This is a genomic window from Nocardia sp. BMG111209 (assembly GCF_000381925.1).
GTDB lineage: Bacteria > Actinomycetota > Actinomycetes > Mycobacteriales > Mycobacteriaceae > Nocardia.
Genome location: NZ_KB907309.1, coordinates 996,464 through 1,018,840, shown reverse-complemented (window position 1 = coordinate 1,018,840; position 22,377 = coordinate 996,464). Strand labels below are relative to the sequence as shown.

At 70.9% G+C, this 22,377-nt stretch carries 22 protein-coding genes and 1 pseudogene; 9 read left to right on the top strand and 14 right to left on the bottom strand.

The features are described from left to right. Nucleotides 1-27: 27 nt before the first annotated feature. From G361_RS0135790 to G361_RS0135770, 5 genes are all read right to left on the bottom strand, one after another. Nucleotides 28-687, bottom strand: coding sequence for a hypothetical protein (locus G361_RS0135790; protein WP_155981960.1), 660 nt, complete (start codon nt 685-687; stop codon nt 28-30). 225 nt (nt 688-912) lie between these two features. Then, nucleotides 913-1,602: a DUF6474 family protein gene (locus tag G361_RS0135785; RefSeq protein WP_019931959.1), complete on the bottom strand. Its 690-nt coding sequence runs from the start codon at nt 1,600-1,602 to the stop codon at nt 913-915. A 160-nt stretch (nt 1,603-1,762) separates the two neighbouring features. Next, a complete protein-coding gene (gene htpG / locus G361_RS0135780; RefSeq protein WP_019931958.1) occupies nt 1,763-3,754 on the bottom strand; it encodes a molecular chaperone HtpG in 1,992 nt (663 codons plus the stop codon). Between the two features lie 52 nt (nt 3,755-3,806). Continuing rightward, nucleotides 3,807-5,531, bottom strand: a complete 1,725-nt coding sequence (locus tag G361_RS0135775; RefSeq protein ID WP_019931957.1) for a TM0106 family RecB-like putative nuclease — start codon at nt 5,529-5,531, stop codon at nt 3,807-3,809. A 210-nt stretch (nt 5,532-5,741) separates the two neighbouring features. Continuing rightward, the gene (locus G361_RS0135770) at nt 5,742-6,509 is read right to left on the bottom strand and encodes an SDR family NAD(P)-dependent oxidoreductase (RefSeq protein ID WP_019931956.1); all 768 of its coding nucleotides are present in this window, start codon (nt 6,507-6,509) and stop codon (nt 5,742-5,744) included. 147 nt (nt 6,510-6,656) lie between these two features. On the opposite strand from G361_RS0135770, the gene G361_RS0135765 reads away from it, so the two are divergent. Together G361_RS0135765 and G361_RS51980 are read left to right on the top strand one after the other, a co-directional pair. Beyond that, nucleotides 6,657-7,568: an SDR family NAD(P)-dependent oxidoreductase gene (locus G361_RS0135765; protein WP_052172951.1), complete on the top strand. Its 912-nt coding sequence runs from the start codon at nt 6,657-6,659 to the stop codon at nt 7,566-7,568. A gap of 60 nt (nt 7,569-7,628) precedes the next feature. Then, a pseudogene (locus G361_RS51980) lies at nt 7,629-7,859 on the top strand (TetR/AcrR family transcriptional regulator); the annotation flags it as partial. Between the two features lie 264 nt (nt 7,860-8,123). On the opposite strand, the gene G361_RS51975 reads toward G361_RS51980, so the two are convergent. The 4 genes from G361_RS51975 to G361_RS0135745 all read right to left on the bottom strand — a co-directional run bounded on the left by G361_RS51975 (nt 8,124) and on the right by G361_RS0135745 (nt 11,417). After that, nucleotides 8,124-8,948: a TMEM165/GDT1 family protein gene (locus G361_RS51975; protein ID WP_019931954.1), complete on the bottom strand. Its 825-nt coding sequence runs from the start codon at nt 8,946-8,948 to the stop codon at nt 8,124-8,126. A 320-nt stretch (nt 8,949-9,268) separates the two neighbouring features. After that, nucleotides 9,269-9,799, bottom strand: a complete 531-nt coding sequence (locus tag G361_RS0135755; protein WP_019931953.1) for a hypothetical protein — start codon at nt 9,797-9,799, stop codon at nt 9,269-9,271. 209 nt (nt 9,800-10,008) lie between these two features. Then, the gene (locus G361_RS0135750) at nt 10,009-10,632 is read right to left on the bottom strand and encodes a superoxide dismutase (RefSeq protein WP_019931952.1); all 624 of its coding nucleotides are present in this window, start codon (nt 10,630-10,632) and stop codon (nt 10,009-10,011) included. A gap of 173 nt (nt 10,633-10,805) precedes the next feature. Further along, nucleotides 10,806-11,417: a hypothetical protein gene (locus G361_RS0135745; RefSeq protein WP_019931951.1), complete on the bottom strand. Its 612-nt coding sequence runs from the start codon at nt 11,415-11,417 to the stop codon at nt 10,806-10,808. A 294-nt stretch (nt 11,418-11,711) separates the two neighbouring features. On the opposite strand from G361_RS0135745, the gene G361_RS0135740 reads away from it, so the two are divergent. From G361_RS0135740 to G361_RS0135725, 4 genes are all read left to right on the top strand, one after another. Further along, entirely contained in the window at nt 11,712-12,095 is a 384-nt protein-coding gene (locus G361_RS0135740) for a rhodanese-like domain-containing protein (protein WP_019931950.1), read from the top strand. Continuing rightward, a complete protein-coding gene (locus G361_RS0135735; protein WP_019931949.1) occupies nt 12,095-13,174 on the top strand; it encodes a DUF4328 domain-containing protein in 1,080 nt (359 codons plus the stop codon). Before G361_RS0135740 ends, G361_RS0135735 begins: the two co-directional genes overlap by 1 nt. After that, nucleotides 13,171-13,938: a glycerophosphodiester phosphodiesterase gene (locus G361_RS0135730; protein ID WP_019931948.1), complete on the top strand. Its 768-nt coding sequence runs from the start codon at nt 13,171-13,173 to the stop codon at nt 13,936-13,938. The genes G361_RS0135735 and G361_RS0135730 overlap by 4 nt, the downstream gene beginning before the upstream one ends. A gap of 86 nt (nt 13,939-14,024) precedes the next feature. Next, a complete protein-coding gene (locus tag G361_RS0135725) occupies nt 14,025-14,948 on the top strand; it encodes a DUF5926 family protein (RefSeq protein ID WP_019931947.1) in 924 nt (307 codons plus the stop codon). Nucleotides 14,949-14,966: 18 nt separating this feature from the next. Here G361_RS0135725 and G361_RS45930 read toward each other — a convergent pair whose 3' ends face one another. The 3 genes from G361_RS45930 to G361_RS0135710 all read right to left on the bottom strand — a co-directional run bounded on the left by G361_RS45930 (nt 14,967) and on the right by G361_RS0135710 (nt 17,973). After that, a complete protein-coding gene (locus tag G361_RS45930; RefSeq protein WP_019931946.1) occupies nt 14,967-16,337 on the bottom strand; it encodes an LCP family protein in 1,371 nt (456 codons plus the stop codon). Nucleotides 16,338-16,407: 70 nt separating this feature from the next. Then, nucleotides 16,408-17,196, bottom strand: a complete 789-nt coding sequence (locus G361_RS0135715) for a CPBP family intramembrane glutamic endopeptidase (protein ID WP_019931945.1) — start codon at nt 17,194-17,196, stop codon at nt 16,408-16,410. Between the two features lie 24 nt (nt 17,197-17,220). Next, complete coding sequence (locus G361_RS0135710; RefSeq protein ID WP_019931944.1) at nt 17,221-17,973, bottom strand: DUF2470 domain-containing protein; 753 nt, start codon at nt 17,971-17,973, stop codon at nt 17,221-17,223. A gap of 94 nt (nt 17,974-18,067) precedes the next feature. Here G361_RS0135710 and G361_RS0135705 point away from each other — a divergent pair, with 94 nt between their 5' ends. The 3 genes from G361_RS0135705 (at nt 18,068) to G361_RS0135695 (ending at nt 20,328) form a co-directional block, all read left to right on the top strand. Continuing rightward, nucleotides 18,068-18,604, top strand: coding sequence for a hypothetical protein (locus G361_RS0135705; RefSeq protein ID WP_019931943.1), 537 nt, complete (start codon nt 18,068-18,070; stop codon nt 18,602-18,604). Nucleotides 18,605-18,706: 102 nt separating this feature from the next. Then, a complete protein-coding gene (gene pheA / locus G361_RS0135700; RefSeq protein WP_019931942.1) occupies nt 18,707-19,627 on the top strand; it encodes a prephenate dehydratase in 921 nt (306 codons plus the stop codon). After that, nucleotides 19,624-20,328, top strand: coding sequence for a histidine phosphatase family protein (locus G361_RS0135695; RefSeq protein ID WP_019931941.1), 705 nt, complete (start codon nt 19,624-19,626; stop codon nt 20,326-20,328). Before pheA ends, G361_RS0135695 begins: the two co-directional genes overlap by 4 nt. On the opposite strand, the gene G361_RS0135690 is transcribed toward G361_RS0135695, so the two are convergent. After that, nucleotides 20,271-21,149, bottom strand: a complete 879-nt coding sequence (locus tag G361_RS0135690; protein WP_019931940.1) for an ESX secretion-associated protein EspG — start codon at nt 21,147-21,149, stop codon at nt 20,271-20,273. The two genes, G361_RS0135695 and G361_RS0135690, sit on opposite strands and share 58 nt — an antisense overlap. Further along, the gene (locus G361_RS0135685; RefSeq protein ID WP_026343909.1) at nt 21,150-22,331 is read right to left on the bottom strand and encodes a PPE domain-containing protein; all 1,182 of its coding nucleotides are present in this window, start codon (nt 22,329-22,331) and stop codon (nt 21,150-21,152) included. Between the last annotated feature and the right edge of the window lie 46 nt (nt 22,332-22,377).

Here is a 22,377-nt window from a genome sequence, read left to right as displayed (position 1 = left end):
GGACGGGATCGCGGAGGTGTCGGCGGATCAGGCCGGCACCGGCGGCGCGCGCGCAGCGATCGCGCCGAGGTGGAGAAAGCGAGGAAGCGGGACCGGGCTGTCCGGCCGGCGGAGCGGGCCCGGCGCCGGGGACGGCGGGCGCGGACGATCGACGACGGCCCGGATCGCCCGGGAGACAACGGAGTAGAGCCGTTCGGCCGCCACCAGCAGCAGCGCGCACAGCAGGATCGCCACCGCGTGGGCGGCCAGCATGGCGTGCCCGGACCGGGCGAACACCGCCGGCGCCGCTACTCCCGGCGTGAATGTGGCGGCGGCCGTGGCATGTTCGTGCCCGATCAGCCCCGCCAGCGCCTGGTGCCCGGCCCATTGACCGGCCGCGAGAGCGGCGAGCAAGCCGGCCCGGCCGGTCGCCAGCGCGAGCGACGGCAGAGTCGTCGCGATCGCCCCCACCGCCGCGGCGACGGCGATCAGCAGCGTCAGCGCGGTCGAATTCGGGAAACCGCCACCGGCGAGCCCGTGCGCGGCCACCGCCAGGCCGGCGGAGACGACGCCGACCGCGCCGCCGCGCACACCCGCGAGCCCGGTATCGGCGCGGCCGGTGGCAGTGCGCTCGAGGTGGAGCCGGCTCGATGCGGTCCTGTTGTCCGCCGACCGACCTTGTGCCCGAGGCGTCGTCCGGCTGTCCACCGACCGACGATGTGCCCGGGGTGTCGACCGGTTGTCCGCCGGCCGCCGGCATGTGCGAGGCGTCGTCGCTCGGCTGTCCGGCTGTGTGGGACGGTCCGCGCCGGTCGCCGGAGCTCCGGTACGCAACGCCGATCGGGACCCGGCGGGCGCGTGGCCCGGGGTCGGCGATCGGTGCCGGTCACCGGAAGGCATCGGATTACGTCTCGGGCGGGGTGCTCGGCGGGATCAGTGCACGCCGAGGCGGGTCAGCAGATCGCCCTCGACCTCGGCCAGCTCGTTCGAGATCGACTCGTAGACGGCGTGGCGGCGGGTCGGCGGCATCCGGTCGGCGGTACGGATGGCGGCGGTCAGGCTGTCGAGGCGGTCGCGGGTGGCAGCGGCGAATCGGGCCGTCTCGTCGTCGCGGTTGCCGTTCTTGCCCCGGGCGCGGCCGGCGGTCTCGGGCCGCTTCTGCTCGGCCTTCTGCTCCAGCTCGGCCAGGGTCTGCCCGGCGTTGGCGATGCGCACCTGCAGCCTCGCCCCCGGGCCGGAGTATTCGGCGAGCTGGTCGACACCGATACCCAACTGCTGGGCGCGCCGGGTGTCGAGCTGTCCGCGCACGAAGGTGGCCGCGCGATAGGCCAGGGGGGCCAGCACCGGCACCAGAATCCGGGCCACCCCCAGGTATTTACGGACCTGACCGATGCTGAACAGATCCCGCTCGGCCTTCGCGGCGGCCTTCAGTGCCGCCTTCTCCTGCGCCTTCAGCGTCGCCACCTGCTGCTTGGCTACATCGCGCTGGGTGCGCAGTTCGGCGCGGTCGCGCCGGCGCGAGTTGCGGGCGCCGAGCTTGGCCTCCAAGCCGGCCTTGTGCTTGAGGGCTTTCGCCTCGGCTTTGCGGTTCGCGCGCCGCGAGCGCTTGGTGAACAACCCCATGGGTAGGCCCTCCGTCATGCTGGTTCGCCGTGGGCGGGGTGGTCGTCAGCCGATGCGCCTGCCCACGAGCCACACGGTTTGGGACAACCCTAACCGGTCCCGGTGACGGTCCACGAGGGACGGTCCGCGCCACCGCCGGGGGTGGCGCGGACCCGTTCGCTCACACGGTCTTGGTCAGCCGTTCGGTCAGGATCTTCGCGAACGCCGCCGGATCCTTCAGCTCGCCGCCCTCGGCGAGAATCGCGGTGCCGTACAACAATTCGGCGGTCGCGGTGAGGTCGGCGTCGGTACCGGCGTCGGCCTCGGCCCGGTTCTTGCCGTAGGCGTCGCGCAGGCCGGTGACCAGCGGGTGCGCCGGGTTCAACTCCAGGATCCGCTTGGTCTGCGGCAGTTCCTGGCCCGAGGCCCGGTACATGCGTTCCAGCTGCGGGGTGAAATCGAAGACGTCACCGACCACGCACGCGGGCGAGGTGGTCAGGCGCGACGACAGCCGGACCTCCTTGACGCTCTCGCCGAGGGCCTGCTGCAACCACTTCAGCACCTCGCCGAAGTCCTTCTCCTGCTGTTCGCGCAGCTGTTCGGAGGACTTCTTCTCCTCCTCGGTCTCCAGGTCGACCTCGCCCTTGGCGATGGACTGGAACTGCTTGCCGTCGAATTCGGTCACCGAGCCGACCCACATCTCGTCGACCGGATCGGTGAGGATCAGCACCTCCAGACCCTTGGCCTTGAACGCCTCGAGATGCGGCGAATTCTCGATCTGCGACCGGGATTCACCGGTCATGAAGTAGATCTTGTCGTGGCCCTCGGGCAGCCGCTCGAGATAGGCGGCGAGGGTGGTGAGCTCCTCGGTGGAATGCGTCGACGCGAACGACGAGACCTGCAGGATGGTTTCGCGATTGTCGAAGTCCGACAGCAGGCCCTCCTTCAGGACCCGGCCGAATTCCGCCCAGAAGGTTCGATACCTCTCGTCGCCGTCGGCCTCGCGGCCGGCGTTCTGCAGATCCTTGACCGTCGACAGCACCTTGCGGACCAGCCGCTTGCGGATCATCTGGATCTGCCGGTCCTGCTGCAGGATCTCGCGGGACACGTTGAGCGACAGGTCCTGCGCGTCCACCACGCCCTTGACGAAGCGCAGATACTCCGGCATGAGCTCTTCGCAGTTGTCCATGATGAACACCCGGCGCACATACAGCTGCACACCGCGCTTGTGCTCGCGGGTGAACAGGTCGAACGGCGCGCTCGACGGGAGGAACAGCAGCGCCTGATATTCGAAGGTGCCCTCCGCCTTCATCGGGATGATCTCCAGCGGATCGTCCCAGGCGTGCGAGACGTGCTTGTAGAACTCCTTGTATTCGTCCTCCGACACCTCGCTGCGCGGCCGGGTCCACAGCGCCTTCTGCGAGTTGAGGGTTTGATCCTCGATGATCGTCTTCTCTTCGGCGTCCTCGCCGGTGCCCTCGGTGATGGTCCGCTCGACCTGCATCCGGACCGGCCAGGCGATGAAATCCGAGTATTTCTTGACGATTTCGCGGAGTTTCCACTCCTGCGTGTAGTCGAAGAGGTGGTCCTCCGGATCGGCCGGCTTCAGCCGCAGCGAGACCGAGGTGCCCTGCGGTACCGCGGCGAGCCGCGCATCGTCTCCCGCCAGGGTCTCGATGGTGTAGCCGGAGCTGCCCGCATTCGACTCCCAGCGCGTGGCGGTGGTCTCACCGGCCCGGCGGGTGGTCAGCGTGACCTGGTCGGCGACCATGAAGGTGGAGTAGAAGCCGATGCCGAACTGCCCGATCAGCTCCTCGGCGGCGGCGTCGGACTTACCGTCCAGCAGTTGTCTGCGCAGCTCGGCGGTGCCGGACTTGGCCAGCGTGCCGATCAGATCGATCACCTCGTCGCGCGACATGCCGATGCCGTTGTCGCGGACGGTGAGGATCCGGTTCTCGGTGTCGACCGCCAGGTCGATGTGCAGATCGGAGATGTCGACCGCGAGATCCTTGTCGCGGAACGACTCCAGCCGGAGTTTGTCCAGCGCGTCGGACGCGTTCGAGATCAACTCCCGCAGGAATGTGTCCTTGTTCGAATAGACCGAGTGGATCATCAGTTCCAACAGCTGATGGGTTTCGGCCTGGAATTCCAATTGTTCGACGTGATCGGTCACGTCGACATAGTACGACGAGCGGCCGGGCCGCCCGGCGGGTCACCCGGACGCGCTATCGGAAGTCCGCCATCGCCGGGACTTCGGCTTCGGCGCTGCGGCCGCCGGACTCGGTGGGGTACATCCAGTCGCGCAGCGCCTTGGTGGCGCGCACATCGTCCTCGTTGTATTCCAGCAGCCGGGTGCGCTGTGACAGATCCGGCGGACCGTCGTACCCGACGGCCTGCCGGTACCAGCTCATCGACGCCTCGCCGCCGGCCTCCGGATCCCGCCAGCCGAATCCGGCCACCGGCGCGATCTTCTTGAGTCCCTTGCCGTTCGGGCAGATGAACTGGGTGGACACCGCCTCGAACATGTCGACCCACTGCGCGCCGTCGACGAATTCGCGCACCTGCGCCTCGGTGGGGATGCCGGGCAGGCCCGCGAACCGGCGGGCCGACTCGTACAGCCACTTGTCCTCGGCGGTGCGGGAATAGCAGTAGGCCGCAAAGGTTTTCCCGGCGGCGACGGCCTCGGCGCGGATATCCATCAGCCAGGTCCAGAACTCCGCGAAGGAGCGGGCCTCGTCCGTGGTGGGCAGCGGATCCCAGCTGACGAACGGGCGGTAGACGCCGTCGAGCAGCGTGCCCCACAGATAGGCGCCGTACTCCTGATAGCTCTCCAGATCGACGTCGACCTCGACATCGGCGCGGCGCACCCATAGTCGCTCGACCCGGCGGACCAGCGGCGCGCCGGACATCCAGGCCCGCGCGGTGACGACGGCCTCCTCGAACGGCTCGTACTGCCAGTCGTCCGGGGCGTCGCCGGTCCAGTTCGCCAGATCCTCGATGGTCTCCACATCGTGGCGGCGCAGGACCTCGGCCCGCGATCCGGCGGCGACCAGGCTCACGTCGTGATGGTCGACGAGCCAGCGCTCGCAGCTGGGAGTGTCCGGACCCTCGCTGCGGGTCCACCACGGGCACTGCCGGCATTCCGGCACCTTGGACGGCACGGTCGGCAGCTCACCGCGCACCACCGCGATGCGGTCGGCGTAACGGCGGTCGTAGTCGTCGAGCAGCGGGCCCAGTTCGTGGATCAGCACCCGATCGGCGTGGAAGCCGATGGCGCCACCCACCAGCGCGGGGCTCGCCAGCCCGTGCCGCTGCAACATCCGGTACAGATGCACCAGCCGCTGCTGATCGCGGGGCTGGGTGCGGACGCGAACGGTGCGGTCCGGCCGCGGCTTCCAGTCCAGCAGGCTGCTGGTGAGCGGGTGGTGCTCGGCCGGATCGGGCTGGCGTGGATCGGTGACCTTGTGGTTGACCACGATGATCGGGATGTAGCCGCCGCGGTCGTCGTCGCGCAGCAGGATCTCGACCCCGCCGCGGCGCCCGGTCTCCGGCTCCTGCGGCAGCAGCGCGCCCCAGATGCGTTCCGCCCCTTCGGCACACGCCTGCATGGTGTCCGCCGCGCGGGCGCCGGCCGGCCGGTCCGGGGTGATCACCGTCCAGCGGCCGGGCTCCGCCGCGATCAGCAGATCGCGCACCCGCTCGCGATGGGCGGTGGCGGCCTCGCGCCGCTGCATCACCCCGACATCCTCGGTGACGCCGGTGAGGACCTCGGGGTGGGCGGAGTTGAGATGCAGCCGATGGCGGCAGCCGATCAGGGCGCGGGCGTCGACATAGGCGCCGGACGGCGCGGCAGCGGTGTATCCGGCGGGCTCGCACGCCGCGGCCGCTCGTGGCTCGTCGTGCCCACCCTCGTCTTCGCGACCGTCGCGGTCACCACTGCCCGAATACACGTGTAGCAGTATGGGCCCTGCCCCCGACAAGACCGTGAACCGCACTGCACGCAGTGGTTGCGAACCGATATGGTAAGCGCCGCCACCCGCTCGGACGGGCCGGGATGTGACGTCGCACAGGCGGTCCGCGCCGAGCGGACGACCGTTCCCCGGATACGCGGCAGGCCCGCCGTGACAGTGCACGACGGGCCCGTGGATCGTGGACGCTCGCTAGCGCGGCGCCATGCGCAGCGCGCCGTCCATCCGGATGGTCTCGCCGTTGAGGTAGTCGTGCTCCACGATGTACTGCGCCAGCTGCGCGTACTCGTCCGGGCGGCCCAGCCGCGACGGGAACGGGACCCCCGCCTCCAGGCCCTTGCGGTACTCCTCGGTGACACCGGCCAGCATCGGGGTATCGATGATGCCCGGGGCGATGGTGTTCACCCGGATGCCGAACTGCGCCAGGTCGCGCGCCGCCGGAATGGTCATGCCGGCGACGCCGCCCTTGGAGGCGGAGTACGCGATCTGGCCGATCTGCCCCTCGAACGCGGCGACCGAGGCCGTGTTGATCACGACGCCGCGCTGCCCGTACTCGTCGACCGTGTCGGTCTTGGAGATCGCGTCCGCGGCCAGCCGCATCACATTGAAACTGCCCAGCAGATTCACGGTGATGACCGTCCGGAACAGCTCCAGATCGTGCGGGCCGTTCTTGGACAGGATGCGCCCGGCCCAGCCGACACCCGCGCAGTTCACCACGATGCGCGGCGGGACACCGGATCCGACCACGGTCGCGATCGCCGCGGCCACCTCGTCACCGCTGGTCACGTCGGTGGGCAGCAGGGTCACACCCCCGGGCACGCTGTCCCCGGCCCGCTCGATGGACTGCGGCAGATCCAGCCCGAAGACGGTGGCACCGAGGTCGGCGAGGCGTTTGGCGGTCGCGGCGCCCAGCCCGGACGCGGCCCCCGTGATGATTGCGGCGGAGCCCGAAATCTCCATGGCAAAGATCCTCTCGTTGACGATGGCTCGCTGGCCCTCCGTCAACGCACATTAACCGGCATTCCGGACGCGGTCACGACGGGTGGGCGGCGCGGTGCCGATCCGCATCGGCGAACAGTTCTGTTCATCGGTGGTACGGTCTGCGGTATGCACCCCCGTGTGGATCGCGCGTTCCGGCGCCGCGTGCCACTGCGTAGAAAAACCGTTGCCGGGCAACGGATTCTGATCACCGGCGCGGCCCGCGGCATCGGGGCCGCCCTGGCCCGGCAACTGCACGCGCACGGCGCCCGGGTGGCGGTTCTGGGCATCGAGGCGGAACTGCTGGCCGAGGTGGCGCACGACTGCGGCGAGGCGCCCTGGCGTTATTGCGACATCGGCGATCCGACCCAGGTGGAGCGCGTGGTGAATTCGCTCGTCGGTGAGCTCGGCGGGCTCGACGCGGTGGTCGCGAACGCGGGGGTGGCGCGGCAGCTGGCGCTCGTCGGCGGCGATCCGCGGGTGCTGGAGGAGACGTTCGCGGTGAACGTGCTCGGCGTCTACTACACGATGCGCGCCGCCGGTCCGCATCTCGCGCACGCCGGCGGATATCTGCTCGTGATGTCGTCGCTGGCCGCGGCCATCCATCTGCCCCTCGCCGGCGCCTACAGCGCCTCCAAGGCGGCGGCGGAGGCCCTGGCCAACACGCTGCGCAACGAGATCCGGCACACCGGCGCCCGGGTCGGCACGGCGTACTTCGCGGAACTCGACACCGATATGACCGAGCGCGGCTTCGGCACCGCGGCGGCGCACGCCATCCTGGGCCGGACCACCGTCTCCGGGGTGGCGCCTTTGGGACCCGCGATCGACTCATTGGAGCGCGCACTGGCCCGCCGCTCACGGCGGGTGGTATCACCATGGTGGGTCGGCGTGATCCTGCCGTTTCGACCGCTCGGTCAATGGGTAATAGACCTGGCGCTACGTCGTGGTGTGGGCGATGCGGTCGCGATCGCGCGAACCGAGCCGGCCGGATTCACCACCGACCAGCCGGCCCGCTCCCGCCGCACGGATCGGCCCGCCTAGTTGTCCGCAACGTTCCCGTCGACGGGCAGTGCCGGGATCCACGGCCCGTCGTGAACCGAAATGGAGTTGCTCGTCATGCCCCCCTCGGCCGGTATCACCCGTCAACTACCCCGTGGTCGCCACGGTCTGTCCCGGGAGACGGTGATCGCCTCGCAACGGGAGCGGATCCTCGGCGCGATGGCCGCCGCCATGGCCGAGAACGGCTACGTGGGCACCTCCGTCGCGACCATCATCAAACGGGCCGGGGTGTCGCGGGAGACCTTCTACGAGCAGTTCCGTTCCCGGGAGGACTGTTTCGAGGCGGGTTACCAGCGGGCGGTGGAGATGATGCTGGACCGGACCGGCGCCGCCCGATCCCGCACCGCGGCGGCCGATCCGGAACAGCGCCTGGACCGGCTGCTGCGGGCGTATCTCGACGCGCTGGCCGACGAACCCACCTATGCGCGGCTGTATCTGGTCGAGGTGTACGCGGTCGGCTCGAAGGCGATCGCCCGCCGGGTCGAACTGCAGGAGGGTTTCGTCGACGTCATCGTGGAGCTGCTCGGCGCGAACACCTCAGCGCAGCGTTTCGCCTGCACCACCCTGGTGGCCGCGATCAGCGCGATGGTCACCGCGCGCATCGCAGCCGGCGACCTGGACGGACTGCGCGGACTGCGCGAACCCATCCTCGAACTCGTCCATCGCGGCGGTGAGCTCTTCGGTATCGACGCGCCCTGACGACCGCCGGTCCGCCAGCCACAGCGCACCTCCGGCGAGGACCGGGACGACCAGCGCCAGCGCCAGTCCGGTGGGCCGGTTCAGGTCCGATACCAGCGCGGTGAGCAGGGTGTCGAAACCGAGGTAGCCGAACAGCAATCCGGATCCGATGGCGATCAGCCGCTCGGGCAGATGCCGGCCGACGGTCGCGCCGATCGCGATGGCCAGCCCGCCCGCGGCGACCATGCCGAGCACCGCGCCGATCCACACCGCCACCCAGTTGTGGCCGGAGGCGAGCGCGAGGGTGGCGAACATGGTGCGGTCGCCGAGTTCCGCGATCAGGAATGCGGAGAACACCACCACGAGGCCGCGGCCGGGCCGCTCCGCGGGAATCTCCTCGTCGCCGGATTCGTGGCCGGGACGGTTGTCGTACAGCGTCCACGCACCGACCGCGAGCAGCACCAGACCGGTGCACAGGGCGATGACCCGGGTGGGCAGCGCGGTACCGAGCACATGCCCGACGCCGGCGCCGAGCAGATTGACCACGACGCTGGCGACGCTGATCCCGATCAACACCACCCACCACCGATAGCGCAACGTGAACGTCAGCGCCATCAGCTGGGATTTGTCGCCGAGTTCGGCGAGGAACAGCATGCCGAAACTCAGCAAAATGGTGGCGATCATGTAGGGCTCCCCACCGCCCGGCCGCCCCACCGGCCGAAAGACGGATGCCCTCGGCCGGCGACGCATCCGAACGGAATTCGGTATCGGTCATCGGCCGAAGGTCTCGCCCACCGGAATCCGATCCGGTTCGCAGGGCCGGATCCCGGATGGGACCAGTATGTCGACCGTGCGATTGCGGGCTACTCCCCTTCGCTGGGACCAAGCCTACCCTAAGGGTCCGGATCCGCCAACCGCGTGTGCGCGAGATCGCATAGCGCACAATAAGTTTGGGGATCCGGCCGGATAAGTTCGGTTACCCTGCTGCGCGGGTTCCGGTCACCTCACGCGGCCAGCAGCATGGCCAGAACCGCAGTGTCGGGATCACTGATCGGGTCCACGCCGACCCGGCTGATCATCGAGGTGACGGTGCCGTCCAGCTCCGCCTCCACCCAGGCCGCGCGATGCGACAGGCCCAGGTGCGGCACCCCCGGCAGCAGGACGCAGCCGGACGCCGCGCCCGCGCACTCCGGCAGCGACGGCCTGGTCTCGGAGGGGGGATGCAGCATCATCAGCGCCGGTGGCACATGATCGGCAAATCTGCCGGGTGCGAGCGCCTCCTCGCCGAGTACCGGGCCCTCGGCCAGGACCAGCCCGACCGTGCCGGGCTGCGGATCGTCGGGCAGTTCCTCGCGGGCGCCGAAGACCGTCGAGGTGGTGAGCAGGCCGGGCATACTCGCCACCCGCACCGCCAGCACCAGCAACTGGGCCCATTCCTTGGTGGTGTCGGGCCAGCGCCCGGCGATGACGAATCCCCGCAGCGATCCGTGCAGTCCGAACGGAGTTATCCGCACCTGGTCGTCGTGTGCGCGCATCGTGGACCTCCAGAAGCCGAGTCGACCCGGCGGCGGTCCGCAAAGTGGCGAACGCGTCGCCGATGATCACTGGGTACCCGAGAATGCCTCGAACAATGCCTGGCACACAAGTCCCGGAGAGTGCCAATTCGCTGGTAACCCGGCCGAAACACGAACGAGCCCGGATCCTCACGAGGAGGATCCGGGCTCGCCGGTGTGCCGTCGGCGGATCAGCCGAAGACGAGACCCTTGCCCTGCGACACGGCCCGCGCGAAGCGCTCCTGGGTATCGGCCCAGTTGACCACGTTCCAGAAGGCGGAGACGAAGTCGGCCTTGACGTTCTTGTACTGCAGGTAGAAGGCGTGCTCCCACATGTCGACGATCAGCAGCGGGACGATGCCCACCGGGTAGTTGGCCTGGTGGTCGTAGACCTGGAAGGTCAGCAGCTTCTGGCCCAGGGTGTCGTAGGCCAGCACCGCCCAGCCGGAGCCCTGCAGACCGTTGGCGGCGGCGGTGAACTGCGCGCGGAACTTGTCGAACGAACCGAACTGGTCGTCGATCGCGGCGGCCAGCTCGCCGACCGGCTTGTCACCGCCGTTGGGGGACAGGTTCTTCCACCACAGCGAGTGGTTGACGTGCCCGCCCAGGTGGAAGGCGAGGTTCTTCTCGTTCAGGAAGATGGCGCCGTGATCGCCGGCCTCCCGGGCCGCTTCGAGCTTCTCGACCGCCGTGTTGGCCCCGGCCACGTAGGCGGCGTGATGCTTGGAATGATGCAGCTCGTTGATCTGCCCGGAGATGTGGGGCTCCAGAGCGCTGTAGTCGTAATCCAGATCTGGCAGCGTGTACTCAGCCACGTTGTCCCTTCCTTGATGTCGGGCTGTGTGCACTCGGTCAAAGGGTTCGAGCGCACCCAACCATCATTCGTACACCCGCTCCCGTGCAACTCGAGGCCGCGCCCCTCCATTCCGGCAGCTGGGCGGCCGTCGCGTCCGGCGCCCCGCGGCGGCGGCGTACCGGGTGCGCGAAATCACATGGGGGGAGCCACATCCGGGAGCATGGTGCGTGGGTCACAGGCGTCGTGCGCCTTCCACCACCGGCGGCTGCCGGCGATGAATTCCGGGAGCGCGACGGGCAGGCCGTCCTGCGTGGCGACCTCCACGCTCTCGAACCACACCCGCACATCGAGTTCGCGCGGATCGGTGCCCTCCTGCAGGCTGAATTCCAGCACGTGGCGCGGGGGCGCGTCGCTCACGACGGTGTCGAAGCTGAGCAGTTCCCGCCACAGCGACCAGCCGCTGTCGTCGGTGTCGATGAATTCCCAGCCGTGCAGGGCGGCGCCCCCGAAACCGAGGGCGGCCTCGCTGAGCCCGTCCAGGGTCAGCGGCAACACCTTCGGATCGAGTTCGTCCCAGTACTGGACACGCAGCGACGCGGCGACCCGGCCGACACCGGTGAGGGCCAGTTGGATCACGCGATCCTCCGGAGGCGGACCGTCGAGGGGGAGGGTGAGCACTTCGAGTTCCAGGTGTAACCGGTCGTTTGCGACATCGACCGCCACACCGCGGCAGGTTGCCTCGGAAAGTGCCATGTTCAGCCCGGCGGTATCGAGGTCGTCGAGTAGCCCCCTGGTCGCTTCCATAGGGGGAAGGTTACCGACGTCACCGGGCCGGATCCCGCATTTCCGCGGCTTCGGAAGTGTTGCCGGATTTTCGGAAGTCGCGGGAACCGAACGGTCCCGCACCCCGTCCAAGTATTCGGCGGGCGATTGCTCCGGGATAGGAGGAGGGGAGTCCCGGATCGATCGCCCGCTTCCGTCGTGGCCCGAATGCCGCATCCGCAACCTGTGGATAAGGTTGTGGACACTGTGCATAACCTGTTTTCGAGGGCCCCCGAACTCTCGGCATCGGTCGCCGGGCGTGGCAGGATCGAAGCCGTGACGAGCTCCGAGATTCCGTCCGTGCCGATCGAGGCCGTGCCGGCCGAATTCGACACCGCGGCGCCCGCCGGATCCGGCACCGCGGCCACCGCGCCGGCCCGCCTGCTGCTCGACGTCCGGGAGGACGACGAATGGCAGTTCGGGCACGCGCCCGGCGCCGTGCACATTCCGATGAACGACGTGCCGGCTCGCCTCGCGGAGCTGGACACCGGCACCGAGATCTACGTGATCTGCCGCCAAGGCGGCCGCTCCCTGCAGATCGTGCGCTATCTGACGCATTTCGGATTCGACGCGGTCAACGTGCTCGGCGGCATGGTGGCCTGGCAGCAGGCGGGCCGGCCGCTCGCCGCCGCCGGCGACCACGAGGCGAAGGTCTACTGATGAGCGTCCCCGGCGGTGCGGGCCGCGGTGGCGCCGTGGTGCAGCCCTGCGCGCGGTGCGGGTCGCGCTGGGCGGTGCAGGGCACCCCGATGCACTGGTGCCCGCGCTGCCGCGGGGTGCTGTTGTCCCCGGGTCCGGTCGACGCGCCGCCCGAGCGCCGCAACTATCGCTGGGTCGCCCGCCCGCCCGGCCGGCGGCCGCGCGGGAGCGCGCGTGCGGCGGCACCGGCGTCGGCCGGTACGCCCGGCTATGCCGAGGTGCCGCGCTGGGGCCTGCGCGACAGTCCGCCGGCGCCGGCGGCGGACAGGCGGGGCCGGTTGGCCCGGCTCGCCGATCGGGTCGCCGGGTTGCTGGTGCTCACCGCCGTGCTGTTCGCGCTGGCCGCCGTCGCCGAGATCGGCCGGTACCTGATCCTGTTGCGCAACCGCACCCGGCTGATTCCCCGGGCGCTGCTGGTGGTGTCGGACGTATCGCTGTACCTGCTGGCCGGATTCGCGCTGCTGGCCGCGCTGGTCACCGCGATCGCGCTGGTCGGCTGGCTGATCCGGGCCCGGCGCACCGCCTATGCCGCGGCGGGCGAACAGGATCCGCGGCCGGTGTGGATGGTGTTGTGCGGCTGTCTCGTTCCGGTGGTCAACCTGCTGTGGCCGGGAGTGTTCCTCACCGAGCTGGCCCGGCGCGCCGATCCCCGCGCGCTGCGCGCGGTGCGGATCTGGTGGTGCGCCTGGGTATTCGACGGTGTCCTGGTGGTCGTCGCGCTGTGCTGGCATACCGCCGATTCGCTGCAGGCGCGCGCCGACGGTGTGATGATCAGCGCCTACACGGATCTGGCGGCCGCGGCGGTCGCCCTGCTCTCGCTGTGGGTCGTGCGCCGCTGCGAGGGTCGTGACCTGCGCGGTCGCGCTCGGCAGCCGCGGCGCTGGGTGCCCGCCGCCGGTCCCGCCGCGGTGCTGATCGAACCGGTCCACGCCGTCGGGGAATCCGCCGGCCGCGCGCCGTCGACCCCGGTCGGGGATGATCGTGCCGCAACGGGCGCCACGCCCGGCGCCGCGGAGCAGGAGGAGGTCATGGCGAAATGAACGGGGGCAACCGCGCACCGTTCGTGGTCGCGCATCGTGGCGCGTCCGGAGAACGCCCGGAGCACACCCTGGCCGCCTACGAGCTGGCCCTGCAGGAGGGCGCCGCCGGACTGGAATGCGATATCCGGCTGACCCGCGACGGTCATCTGGTGTGCGTGCACGATCGCACGGTCGATCGCACCTCCGACGGCACCGGTCTGGTCAGCGAGATGAGCCTGGACGAGCTGAAGGAGCTGAACTTCGGCACCGCCGAGGAGCCCTCGCCGGTACTGACCCTGAGCGAGCTGATCACGCTCGTACTGGACTGGCGTTCCCAGCCGAGCAAGCTGTTCATCGAGACCAAACATCCGGTGCGCTACGGCGCGCTGGTGGAGAACAAGCTGCTGGCCGAGTTGCAGCGGTTCGGCATCGCCACCCCCGCCTCCGCCGACCACTCCCGCGCGGTGGTGATGTCCTTCGCCGCCACCGCGGTCTGGCGGATCCGCCGCGCCGCGCCGCTGTTGCCGACCGTGTTGCTCGGCGAGTCGTCCCGCTACCTCGGCGGCAGCGCCGCGACCACGGTCGGCGCCACCGCCGTCGGTCCCTCGGTGAAGACCCTGCGCGAACATCCTGATCTGGTCGACAAGGCGGCCGCCGCCGGGCGGGCCACCTACTGCTGGACCGTCGACGAGCCCGCCGATGTGAAGCTGTGCGCCGACCTGGGCGTCAGCTGGATCGCCACCAACCATCCGGGCCGGACCAAGGCGGTGCTCGACGCCGTCTGAGCCGGTGGCGGCATCCGGCCGCGCGCGGTGCGGATCGGCCAGGGGTTGCGGACGGTCGGCGGGCCGACACTGTAGGTTCTGCGTTCGTGGGTAAAAGCAAGCGCAACAGTCCCAAGCCCGACAGCAACCGGGCACAGCGCCTCGCCGAGCGCCGGGCGGCGCAGGAACAGGCGGCGCAGACCGTCACCCGTCCGTTCGCCGGGCTGGCCGCCGAATGCGATCTGGTCGCTCTCCGGGAGTTCGTGCCCTCGGCGACCGCGACGCTGAAGCTGGCCCCGGGCGCCCAGGGCGATCGGCCGGTCACCCTCGCCACGGTGCTGCCCGGTGCGGTGGCCGCGCTGGTGCGGGCCGGCGCCGAACCGACCGGATTCGTCGGCGCCCAGGTCCAGCACCAGTCCGCCGATCCGGCCGCGGACCTGGCCGCCGCCATCCTGTGGACGCAGTCCGCCGAGCCGGGCGGCTCGCTCGACTCGGTCGCCGAATCCGGCGTTGCCGCACCGGCGCTGACCGAGGTGATCGATCCCGGTGCGAGCCTCGATCTCACCGTGCACTCCGACTTCAACTGGTGGGTGCCGGCCGGTGTGCAGCCCGATCCGCAGGTGGCCGCCACCATCGAACAGGCCAACCGCGCGATCATGCCGTCGGCGCGACTGGAACTCGGCGCCGACGCGGTCGGCGCGGCCTGGTGGGTGGACGCGGGGGAGCGGGCGCATCTGCGCTGGGTCCGCCCGGAGAACGAGGACGACCTCATGCTGGCGCTGGCCCGGGTGCACGCCGCGGGCGGTCTGCAACTCGGTGAGGGTTCCCGGTTCGCCGGTTCGTTCCGGACGCACGGGCTGCTGGTGCCGGTGTTCGATCTGGATCACGATCGCCATCCGGCCGAATGGGTCACGGCCGCAGCCGAATTCGGGGTCCGGCTGCTCGCGGCCCTGGCCGCCGACTCGCCGTTGACCGCGGACGAGCGCCGCTCGCGCGACGGCCTGCGGTCGCGTCAGGTCACGCTGCGCTGAACCGGTTCGCCGGCCGCCTCAGCCGACCGTGATCAGATCCGGCGGCAGCGGGCGGTCGGCGGCCAGGTCACCGAAGAACGTGGTGGCCCGGTCGTGGTCCCACAGCAGGACGTTCCCGCTGCCGGACACGTCCTCGAAGCCGCCGATCGGCACGGTCGTGGCGATCGTGCCGCCGTGCAGCGCCCAGCCGAGCCGGGCCAGGTCCCACAGGTGATCGCCGTGGTCCACCTGGACCGAACCGGCGGCGCCCTGCGCCAGCGACCACAGCCGGAACGGATTGGCCAGCGTCGACGCGCCGGTCGCCTTCTTCAGCAGCGCGGCCAGGAACAGTCGCTGATCGTTCATCCGGTCCAGATCCGCGCGCGCGGTGGCGCGGCTGCGCACGAAGCCGAGCGCCTTCGGCCCGTCCAGATGCTGGCAGCCGGCGGGCAGGTCGATACCGGCCAGCGGATCGTTCATCGCCTGCGGCAGGCACATATCGATGCCGCCGACCGCGTCGACCAGTCCCGCGAACCCGCCGAAGCCGATCTTGGCGAAATGGTCGATGTGCAGGCCCGTGGCGACCTCCACGGTCTGCGACAACAACTTCGGGCCGCCGAGGGAGAAGGCCGCGTTGAGTTTGTCGCGGCCGTGGCCCGGAATGCTCACATAGGAATCGCGCGGCAGGCTGACCACCGTCGCCTGCCCCGATTTCGGCATGTGCACCAGCATGATGGTGTCGCTGCGCTCGCCACCGGCATCGGCGGCGCTACCGGTGGTGAGCTGGGCCTCCTGCGCCGAGGAGAGCCCGTCGCGGCTGTCCGATCCGGCGAGCAGCCAGTTCGTGCCGGGGGTGTCGCCGACCCGGTTCGCATACCCGCCCAGGGCGTCGATGCGGGTCAGGGTGCTGTCCAGATAGATCAGCGCCGCGATCGGCGCGATGATCAGGATCAGCAGCACGATCAGCAGCCGCCGGCCCCAGCGCGGCCGGCGGCGGCGCGGCGGGGCGATCGCGGCCTGCGGGGAGTCCGGCGGCGGATTGCGCCGGCCGCGGCGCGCGCCGCCCTCGCCACCACCGGCACCGCTCTGCGCGGTACGCCGCGGCGGCGGTCCGGGCGGCGGCGCGACCGGCCGCCGGTTCGGGGGCGGCGGGCCGCCGCGGTTCGCGCCGGGCGGTGGCCGGTGTGATTGCGGCGGCGAGTTGTTCGGGGTCGGCACCGCGGAATAGGCCAGCGGCGAACCGGATTGCCGATCGCGGCGCATGACCTGCGTCGGCTCGGGGGCGGGCCGGGTCGGCACCTCGTCCGGGGACCGATGGTTCGGGGCAGGCCGGTACGAGCCGGGCGTGCCGGACGGCGGTACCCGGCGTGTCCGTGCGTCGTGCCGGGGGTCTTCGCCGTTCATCTCCATAGATGCTACTGATGTCGCCGCCGGTACGGTTCATGTCGATTCCGGCGATGCCGATGACCTGCCGGATCGGTCAGGGCAGCCAGGACACGTGCCCGTGCAGCACGGTGTAGCCGACGTAGGCGACGGTATCGATGGTCGCGTGGGCCAGCACCAGCGGCCACAACCGCGTGGTCCGCTGCCAATAGCCGCCGAAGATCACGCCCATCACCAGATTGCCGAGCCCGCCGCCGAGCCCCTGGTAGAGGTGGTAGCTACCGCGCAACAGCGCCGAGGCCACCAGCGATCGCCGCGGTGACCAGTCCAGCGCCCGGAGCCGGCTGATCAGATAGCCGACCACCAGCACCTCCTCGGCGACCGCGTTCGCGATCGCGGACAGCACCAGCGCCGGCAGCCGCCACCAGTGGTCGCCCAGCGAACTCGGCACGATGGTGACGCTGAGGCCCAGGGCGTGCGCGACGAGATACAGCGCCAGCCCCGGCAGTCCGATCAGCGCGGCCAGCGCCGCGCCGGGCAGTACGTCGGCGCGCAGTCGCGGCCGGGCCAGCCCGATCAGCCGCGGTCCGATCCCGCTGCGCCACAACAGATACAGGCCGAGGGCCGCCCAGCCGACCAGGCGCAGCGCGCTCAGCAGCTGGAACAGCAGGTCGATGGTGGACTGTTCGGCGCGCGACGGATTCAGCGCCACCTTCTGCCCGCCGACACCGCCCGGGGCGAGCGCGCTCTCCACCAGCGACAGCGCCGCACTGGCCCCGCTGAGGCCGAACGTGACGACCAGGACGATGACGATCTCCAGCCGGATCGCCGTCCGCTCCCGATCCGGGGTGGGCGCGGGCCACGCGGGCGCGGGTTCAGACACCATGCCCGCCAATGTAGGGGCGCGGGATCAGGGGCGTCGCATGCGGTTCAGAAAGGGGCAGCCCGCGAGGATGCGCAGGGCGCGCGACAGTGACTGCACATCCTCGGCCGGACTGGCGAACGGCAGCCGCACATCGTGGTCGGCCTCCGGACCCTCGACGCGCAGCGTGATGCCGTAGCGATCGATGGCCAGCGGCCGGATCCGGCCGCCGCGCAGGCGAACCGGCAGATGCCGGGCCAGCGCGCCGACGATCTCGGCATGATCGCTGTCGATGTGCTGCAACCACGCCGATTCCAGCTCCCAGAACGGATCCGTTGTGGCGGAGCGCAATTCGGCCGGCGGCACCGAGACCGCGCCGGCCGCGTCGGCCATCACCGCGGAATCCAGGACCAGCCGCAGCAGCACGGTCGTGTGGCCGACGTCGAGCAGGGCCGGATGCGGATATTCGGCGGCGACCTCGGCGGCCAGTGCGCGCTGGGCGAATTCGGGGACCGCGCGCAGCCGGCCGCGCAGCCAGATCAGCGCCCGCACCGGTTCCCGCAGCCGCAGCGGGGCCCGATCGGTGAGCTCCAGCATCGCGGGGGTCCAGGCCGCGGCCGCCGCGGCGGCCCCCGAATCGGCGGCGACCGCGAGCACCGCGTCGCCGCAGGCCCGGACGTGATGCAACACGGTGGGAACCGGTTCGGCTCCGGGCAGGGCCAGGGTTGCCGCCCCGGCGCGTGCGCAGGCGCTGCGCACCCGCTCGGCGGCGGTGGGTGTGACGACGGTCGTGTGACCCATGCGAACCTCCAGGGATCCGAACCGATAGTTAGGTAAACCTAAGCTAAGTGATACCGGCCGGTCGCGCAAGCATTCCGGTCATTAAGGTCGAAACGTGCCGCACGACTCCGCTCCCACCCCGGAACCGGTTCCCCTGACCCTCGGCATGCCCGCGGCACCGGCACCACCGCGCGGCCTGATCGACGGACTGGTCCGCCGACAAACCGCTGCGGCCCCGCTGCCGCCGGTCGCTCCGGCACCGAGTGCGGCGGGTCCGGTATCGAGCCCGGCCGGGCCCGGCGACGAGGTGGATCGGTCGCCCGCGCCGGTCCTGGACCTGGACCTTCCCGACGAGGAGGTGGCCGGCTTCCTGGCCGGGATCGCGCACGCCGACACCGGATTCGTGGCCCGGACCCGCTCCGGCGACCGGGCGCTGGCCGTGGTGGCCGGGACCGCCGCGGCACTGTGCGGAATGGATATCCGGGCCGCCCTGGCCGCGCCCGATCTCGAGTTCCTGCGCGGGCTGCGACCGGCGGCGGTGGCGGCGGTGCGCGAGGTGTTGCTGGCCGTCGAGACCGCGGAGCCCGATGCGGTGACCCGCGGATTGGCACCACTTACGGCCACACCACCGGAGGTGGCGACACCGCGCTGAAACGCCCGGTGCGGCGGCCCTACGGCGTGGCGTCGCGGAGCGTCCCACCCGCGGAAGGCGCAGCGCGGCCGGATCCGGCGATCGGACAGTAATGTCGTATCCGTGCCTCGTATCGCCTACTTCGGGCCCTCGGGAACCTTCACCGAGATGGCTCTCGCCGAGTTGGAGGCGGCGGGAGCCTTCGACGGCCCCGTCGAACGGATCGCCGCGCCCAGTCAGGGCGCCGCGCTCGAGTTGATCCGGGCGGGCGAGGCCGAGGGGGCGGTGGTGCCCATCGAGAGTTCGGTGGACGGTTCGATCGCCCCGACCCTCGACGCGCTCGCGATCGGCCCGCGGTTGCAGATCGTCGCCGAGACCGAATTGGATGTGGCCTTCACGATCCTGGCCCGGCCCGGTGTCACGATCGCCGACGCGCGGACCGTCGCGGCCTATCCGGTGGCGCTGGCCCAGGTCCGGATGTGGCTGGCGGACCGGATGCCGCAGGCGCAGTCGTACACCTCCGCCTCCAACGCCGCCGCGGCCGAGGATGTGGTGCGCGGCCATGCCGACGCGGCGGTGTCGACCACCCTGGCCGGCGAACGGCTGGGGCTCGAGGTGCTGGCCGACGGGGTCGCCGACTACGACCATGCGGTGACCCGCTTCGTCCTGGTCACCCGGCCACGGCCGGCGCCGCCGCCCACCGGCGCCGACCGCACCTCGCTGGTGGTGCTGGACCTGCCCAAACAGCCCGGCGCGCTGATGCGGGCCCTGGACGAATTCGCCACCCGCGGTGTCGATCTCACCTTCATCGAATCGCGTCCCACCCGCACCGGCATGGGTACCTACCGCTTCCACCTCGACTGCGTGGGACATATCGAGGACACCGCGGTCGCCGAGGCGCTCAAGGCTCTGCACCGAACCGCCGGCCAGATCCGCTATCTGGGATCGTGGCCGGCCGGGTCGCCCAGCGGTACTCCGCCGCCGCCGGACGAACCGTCGGCCTTCTGGTTGGCGGATCTGAAGAAGGGGGTGGCGGACCTGTGACGGGAAAGCTGATCCTGGTGCGGCACGGCGAGACCGAGGGCAACGTCGCGAAGATTCTCGACACCCGGTTACCGGGCCTGCCGCTCACCGAACGTGGTGTGGCACAGGCCAAATCCTTCGCCGCGAATCTGCCGGCGCCGCCGCGCCGGCTGTTCTGCTCGGAGGCGCTGCGGGCCCGGCAGACCGCGAGTTGTATCGAGGCGGTCACCGGCGTGCCGGCCGAGGTGCTCGACGGCGTGTACGAGGCCCAGGTCGGCGATCTGGAAGGGGAGAGTTCCGAGGCGGCGCACGACACCTTCCAGGAGATCTACCATGCCTGGCATCTCGGCGACCTGGATGTTCGTGTGCCCGGCGGGGAGTCCGGGCAGGCGGTACTCGATCGGTGCCTGCCCGTGGTGGAGCGGCTGCGGGCCGACCTGCTGACCCCGGCGGCGCTCGCGGCGGATCCCGCGCCCGGCGATGTCCTGCTGGTCAGCCACGGCGCCGCGATCCGGCTGGTGGCCCGCGCGATCGGCGGCGTGGCGCCGCCGTTCACCACCCACAACCACCTGGACAACACCGAGACGGTCGAACTGCTGCCGCGCTACGTCGACCGGGACGGCACACCGGAATTCGACGGCTGGGAATGCGTCCGCTGGGGTCGCTACACGCCGCCGTTCGGTGGCGATGTGGAGCCGACGGTCGACGATCCGATGGGCTGACCGGTCCGCGGCCCGAAATCGGTGCGCAGCGGCAGCCGGTCCAGCAGATCCTTGACCGCGGTGCGCAGCCGCGCCGGGGTACCGGTGGCCAGCGAGGTCCACTGCACGCCGTCGTCGGCGCGGGTGGTGGTGCCGAGGAAGCGACCGTTGCGGGTGTTGTAGACGGCCACCGTGCCGTCGCTGATCTCGCGGGTGCCCTCGCCGTACACCACGCCCACCACCGAGGCGTGCGAATGGATCTCGACCAGCGCCGAGGCGAGCACCCGGGCGTCGCGGTCGGGCTTGCCGGCCCGGGTGAGGCGCTCGGTGGTGGCGTCGACATCGGCGGTGTCGCGCAGGATCGTCTTCAGATCCGCGGTGAACGCGTTCATACCGGACAACTCCAGCGGTTCGGCCGCGCCGAGTACGGCCAGTACGGTGCCGGGCAGATCGTGGCTCGCCTCGTCGACGACGTACGAGTCCGGTCCGCGCAGGACCGTCACCTCGAACTCGTCGCCGTGCGCGATACAGCAGCGGTTCACCCGGTCGCCGACGTACCAGCGGACGGCCAGTACCCAGTGCGGCAGGTACAGCGCGCGCAGCCGATCCGCCAGATCGCGGTGCACCGCGTCATCGATCAGCAGTCCGCGCTCGGTGAGCGCGGCGGCGGCCGCGGCCATCGCCGCGTCGTGCGCGGCCACGTGGTCGTAGCGGCCGATCGCGTCCAGGACCACCGGGACCTCATCGATGCGCAGCGCCTCGAGCAGATATTGCATCTCGTCCAGCGACAGCACGACCGCATCCAGCGCGGCCGGGCTGCGGCCCGCGCCGAGCACCGTCACCTAGCGCCCACTGGGCATCGGATCGGCGCCGATCACCCCGGGGGCGATGTCCCGGCCGTCGGCGAAGTGCTCGCCGCGCAGGTAATCGGGGCCCTGATGGTCGGCCTCGTCCTCGTCCTCCTGGGGCTGATAGCCCAGCAGCGGATTGCCGCCGACGGCCTGTCCGCGGCCCGCCGCATGCGGATCCTCGAGGTCGAGGGTGATATCGGTGCCGGTCGCGGCGGCCGGACCGCCGCCGATCACGCCGCCGGCGCCCCAGCCCTCGGGCAGCCGCAGGCTGTTGCCGCTGTTGCCGATCGAGCCGCCGCCGTAGGACACGGTGCGGGTGACCGCGGCCGGGCTCGCCGCGCCCGCGTTGCCCACGCCGCCCATCATCATCGGCGGCATCGAGCCGGAGGGCAGCAGCTGCGAGGGCATACCGCCGGTCGCGGCGTTGAGCACGCCGCCCGCGACATCGCCCGCGGCGGTGGCGCCGGTGCTCACCACCGTGCCGGCCACATGTGCGGCCTGGTCGAGCGCGCCCGTCACGCCCGGATTGCTCAGCGCGGCCTGAACGCCGGCGATCGCGGCCTGCGCCGGATCGGCCGCGGAGTCCTGGAAGGCCTGATCGGCGTCCTGACCGTCGACCGCGGAGCCCGCGCCGTTCGCGATCGCCGGGGGCAGCGGGAACTGGTTCGGGGTGGTGACGATCGCGGTGGTCGCGGCCTCGTAGGTCTCCATCACCATCGCGGCGCGCAGATCGATCGCGGCCTTGGCGGCCTCGGCGAGTTCGGCGCTGCCGTCCAGATCGCCGCCGGAGGCGTGCGCGACCGTACGCGCGGTATCGGCGGCCGCGATCTCCGGCAGGCTGGGCATGGCCAGCGAGGCGACCGTGTACGCGGTGGCGTTGGCGGCGGCCTTCATCCCCATCGCGGCGGACAGTGCGCCCTGCTGTTCGGCCCAGCCGATGAAACCGGTGAGCCGGCTCAGCGCCGCCACACCGTTGACGCCCTCGAGGCCGGCGCCGAGTTCGGCCAGCACCCGGGCGACGGTCGCGGTGGCATCCACCCAGGCGCCCGTCAACGCGCCCCACGCCGTGGCGGCGGCCGAGATGGGTACGGCGTGCGTCCCGGTCTCGAGTGCGGCCGAATTGCCCTCGGCCAGCCGGGGTAACCAGAACACCCCGGTGATCCCTGCGGTCATCGTGTCTCCCCTGAACTCGCTGTTTCCGCCCCCGTGCCGGTTGTGG

Bases quoted from the DNA above. Each gene is read 5' to 3' on its own strand.
- G361_RS0135785 (WP_019931959.1), bottom strand. From the start codon at position 1,602: ATGGGGTTGTTCACCAAGCGCTCGCGGCGCGCGAACCGCAAAGCCGAG.
- G361_RS0135770 (WP_019931956.1), bottom strand. From the start codon at position 6,509: ATGGAGATTTCGGGCTCCGCCGCAATCATCACGGGGGCCGCGTCCGGG.
- G361_RS0135765 (WP_052172951.1), top strand. From the start codon at position 6,657: ATGCACCCCCGTGTGGATCGCGCGTTCCGGCGCCGCGTGCCACTGCGT.
- G361_RS51975 (WP_019931954.1), bottom strand. From the start codon at position 8,948: ATGATCGCCACCATTTTGCTGAGTTTCGGCATGCTGTTCCTCGCCGAA.
- G361_RS0135755 (WP_019931953.1), bottom strand. From the start codon at position 9,799: ATGCGCGCACACGACGACCAGGTGCGGATAACTCCGTTCGGACTGCAC.
- G361_RS0135745 (WP_019931951.1), bottom strand. From the start codon at position 11,417: ATGGAAGCGACCAGGGGGCTACTCGACGACCTCGATACCGCCGGGCTG.
- G361_RS0135735 (WP_019931949.1), top strand. From the start codon at position 12,095: ATGAGCGTCCCCGGCGGTGCGGGCCGCGGTGGCGCCGTGGTGCAGCCC.
- G361_RS0135730 (WP_019931948.1), top strand. From the start codon at position 13,171: ATGAACGGGGGCAACCGCGCACCGTTCGTGGTCGCGCATCGTGGCGCG.
- G361_RS45930 (WP_019931946.1), bottom strand. From the start codon at position 16,337: ATGGAGATGAACGGCGAAGACCCCCGGCACGACGCACGGACACGCCGG.
- G361_RS0135715 (WP_019931945.1), bottom strand. From the start codon at position 17,196: ATGGTGTCTGAACCCGCGCCCGCGTGGCCCGCGCCCACCCCGGATCGG.
- G361_RS0135710 (WP_019931944.1), bottom strand. From the start codon at position 17,973: ATGGGTCACACGACCGTCGTCACACCCACCGCCGCCGAGCGGGTGCGC.
- G361_RS0135685 (WP_026343909.1), bottom strand. From the start codon at position 22,331: ATGACCGCAGGGATCACCGGGGTGTTCTGGTTACCCCGGCTGGCCGAG.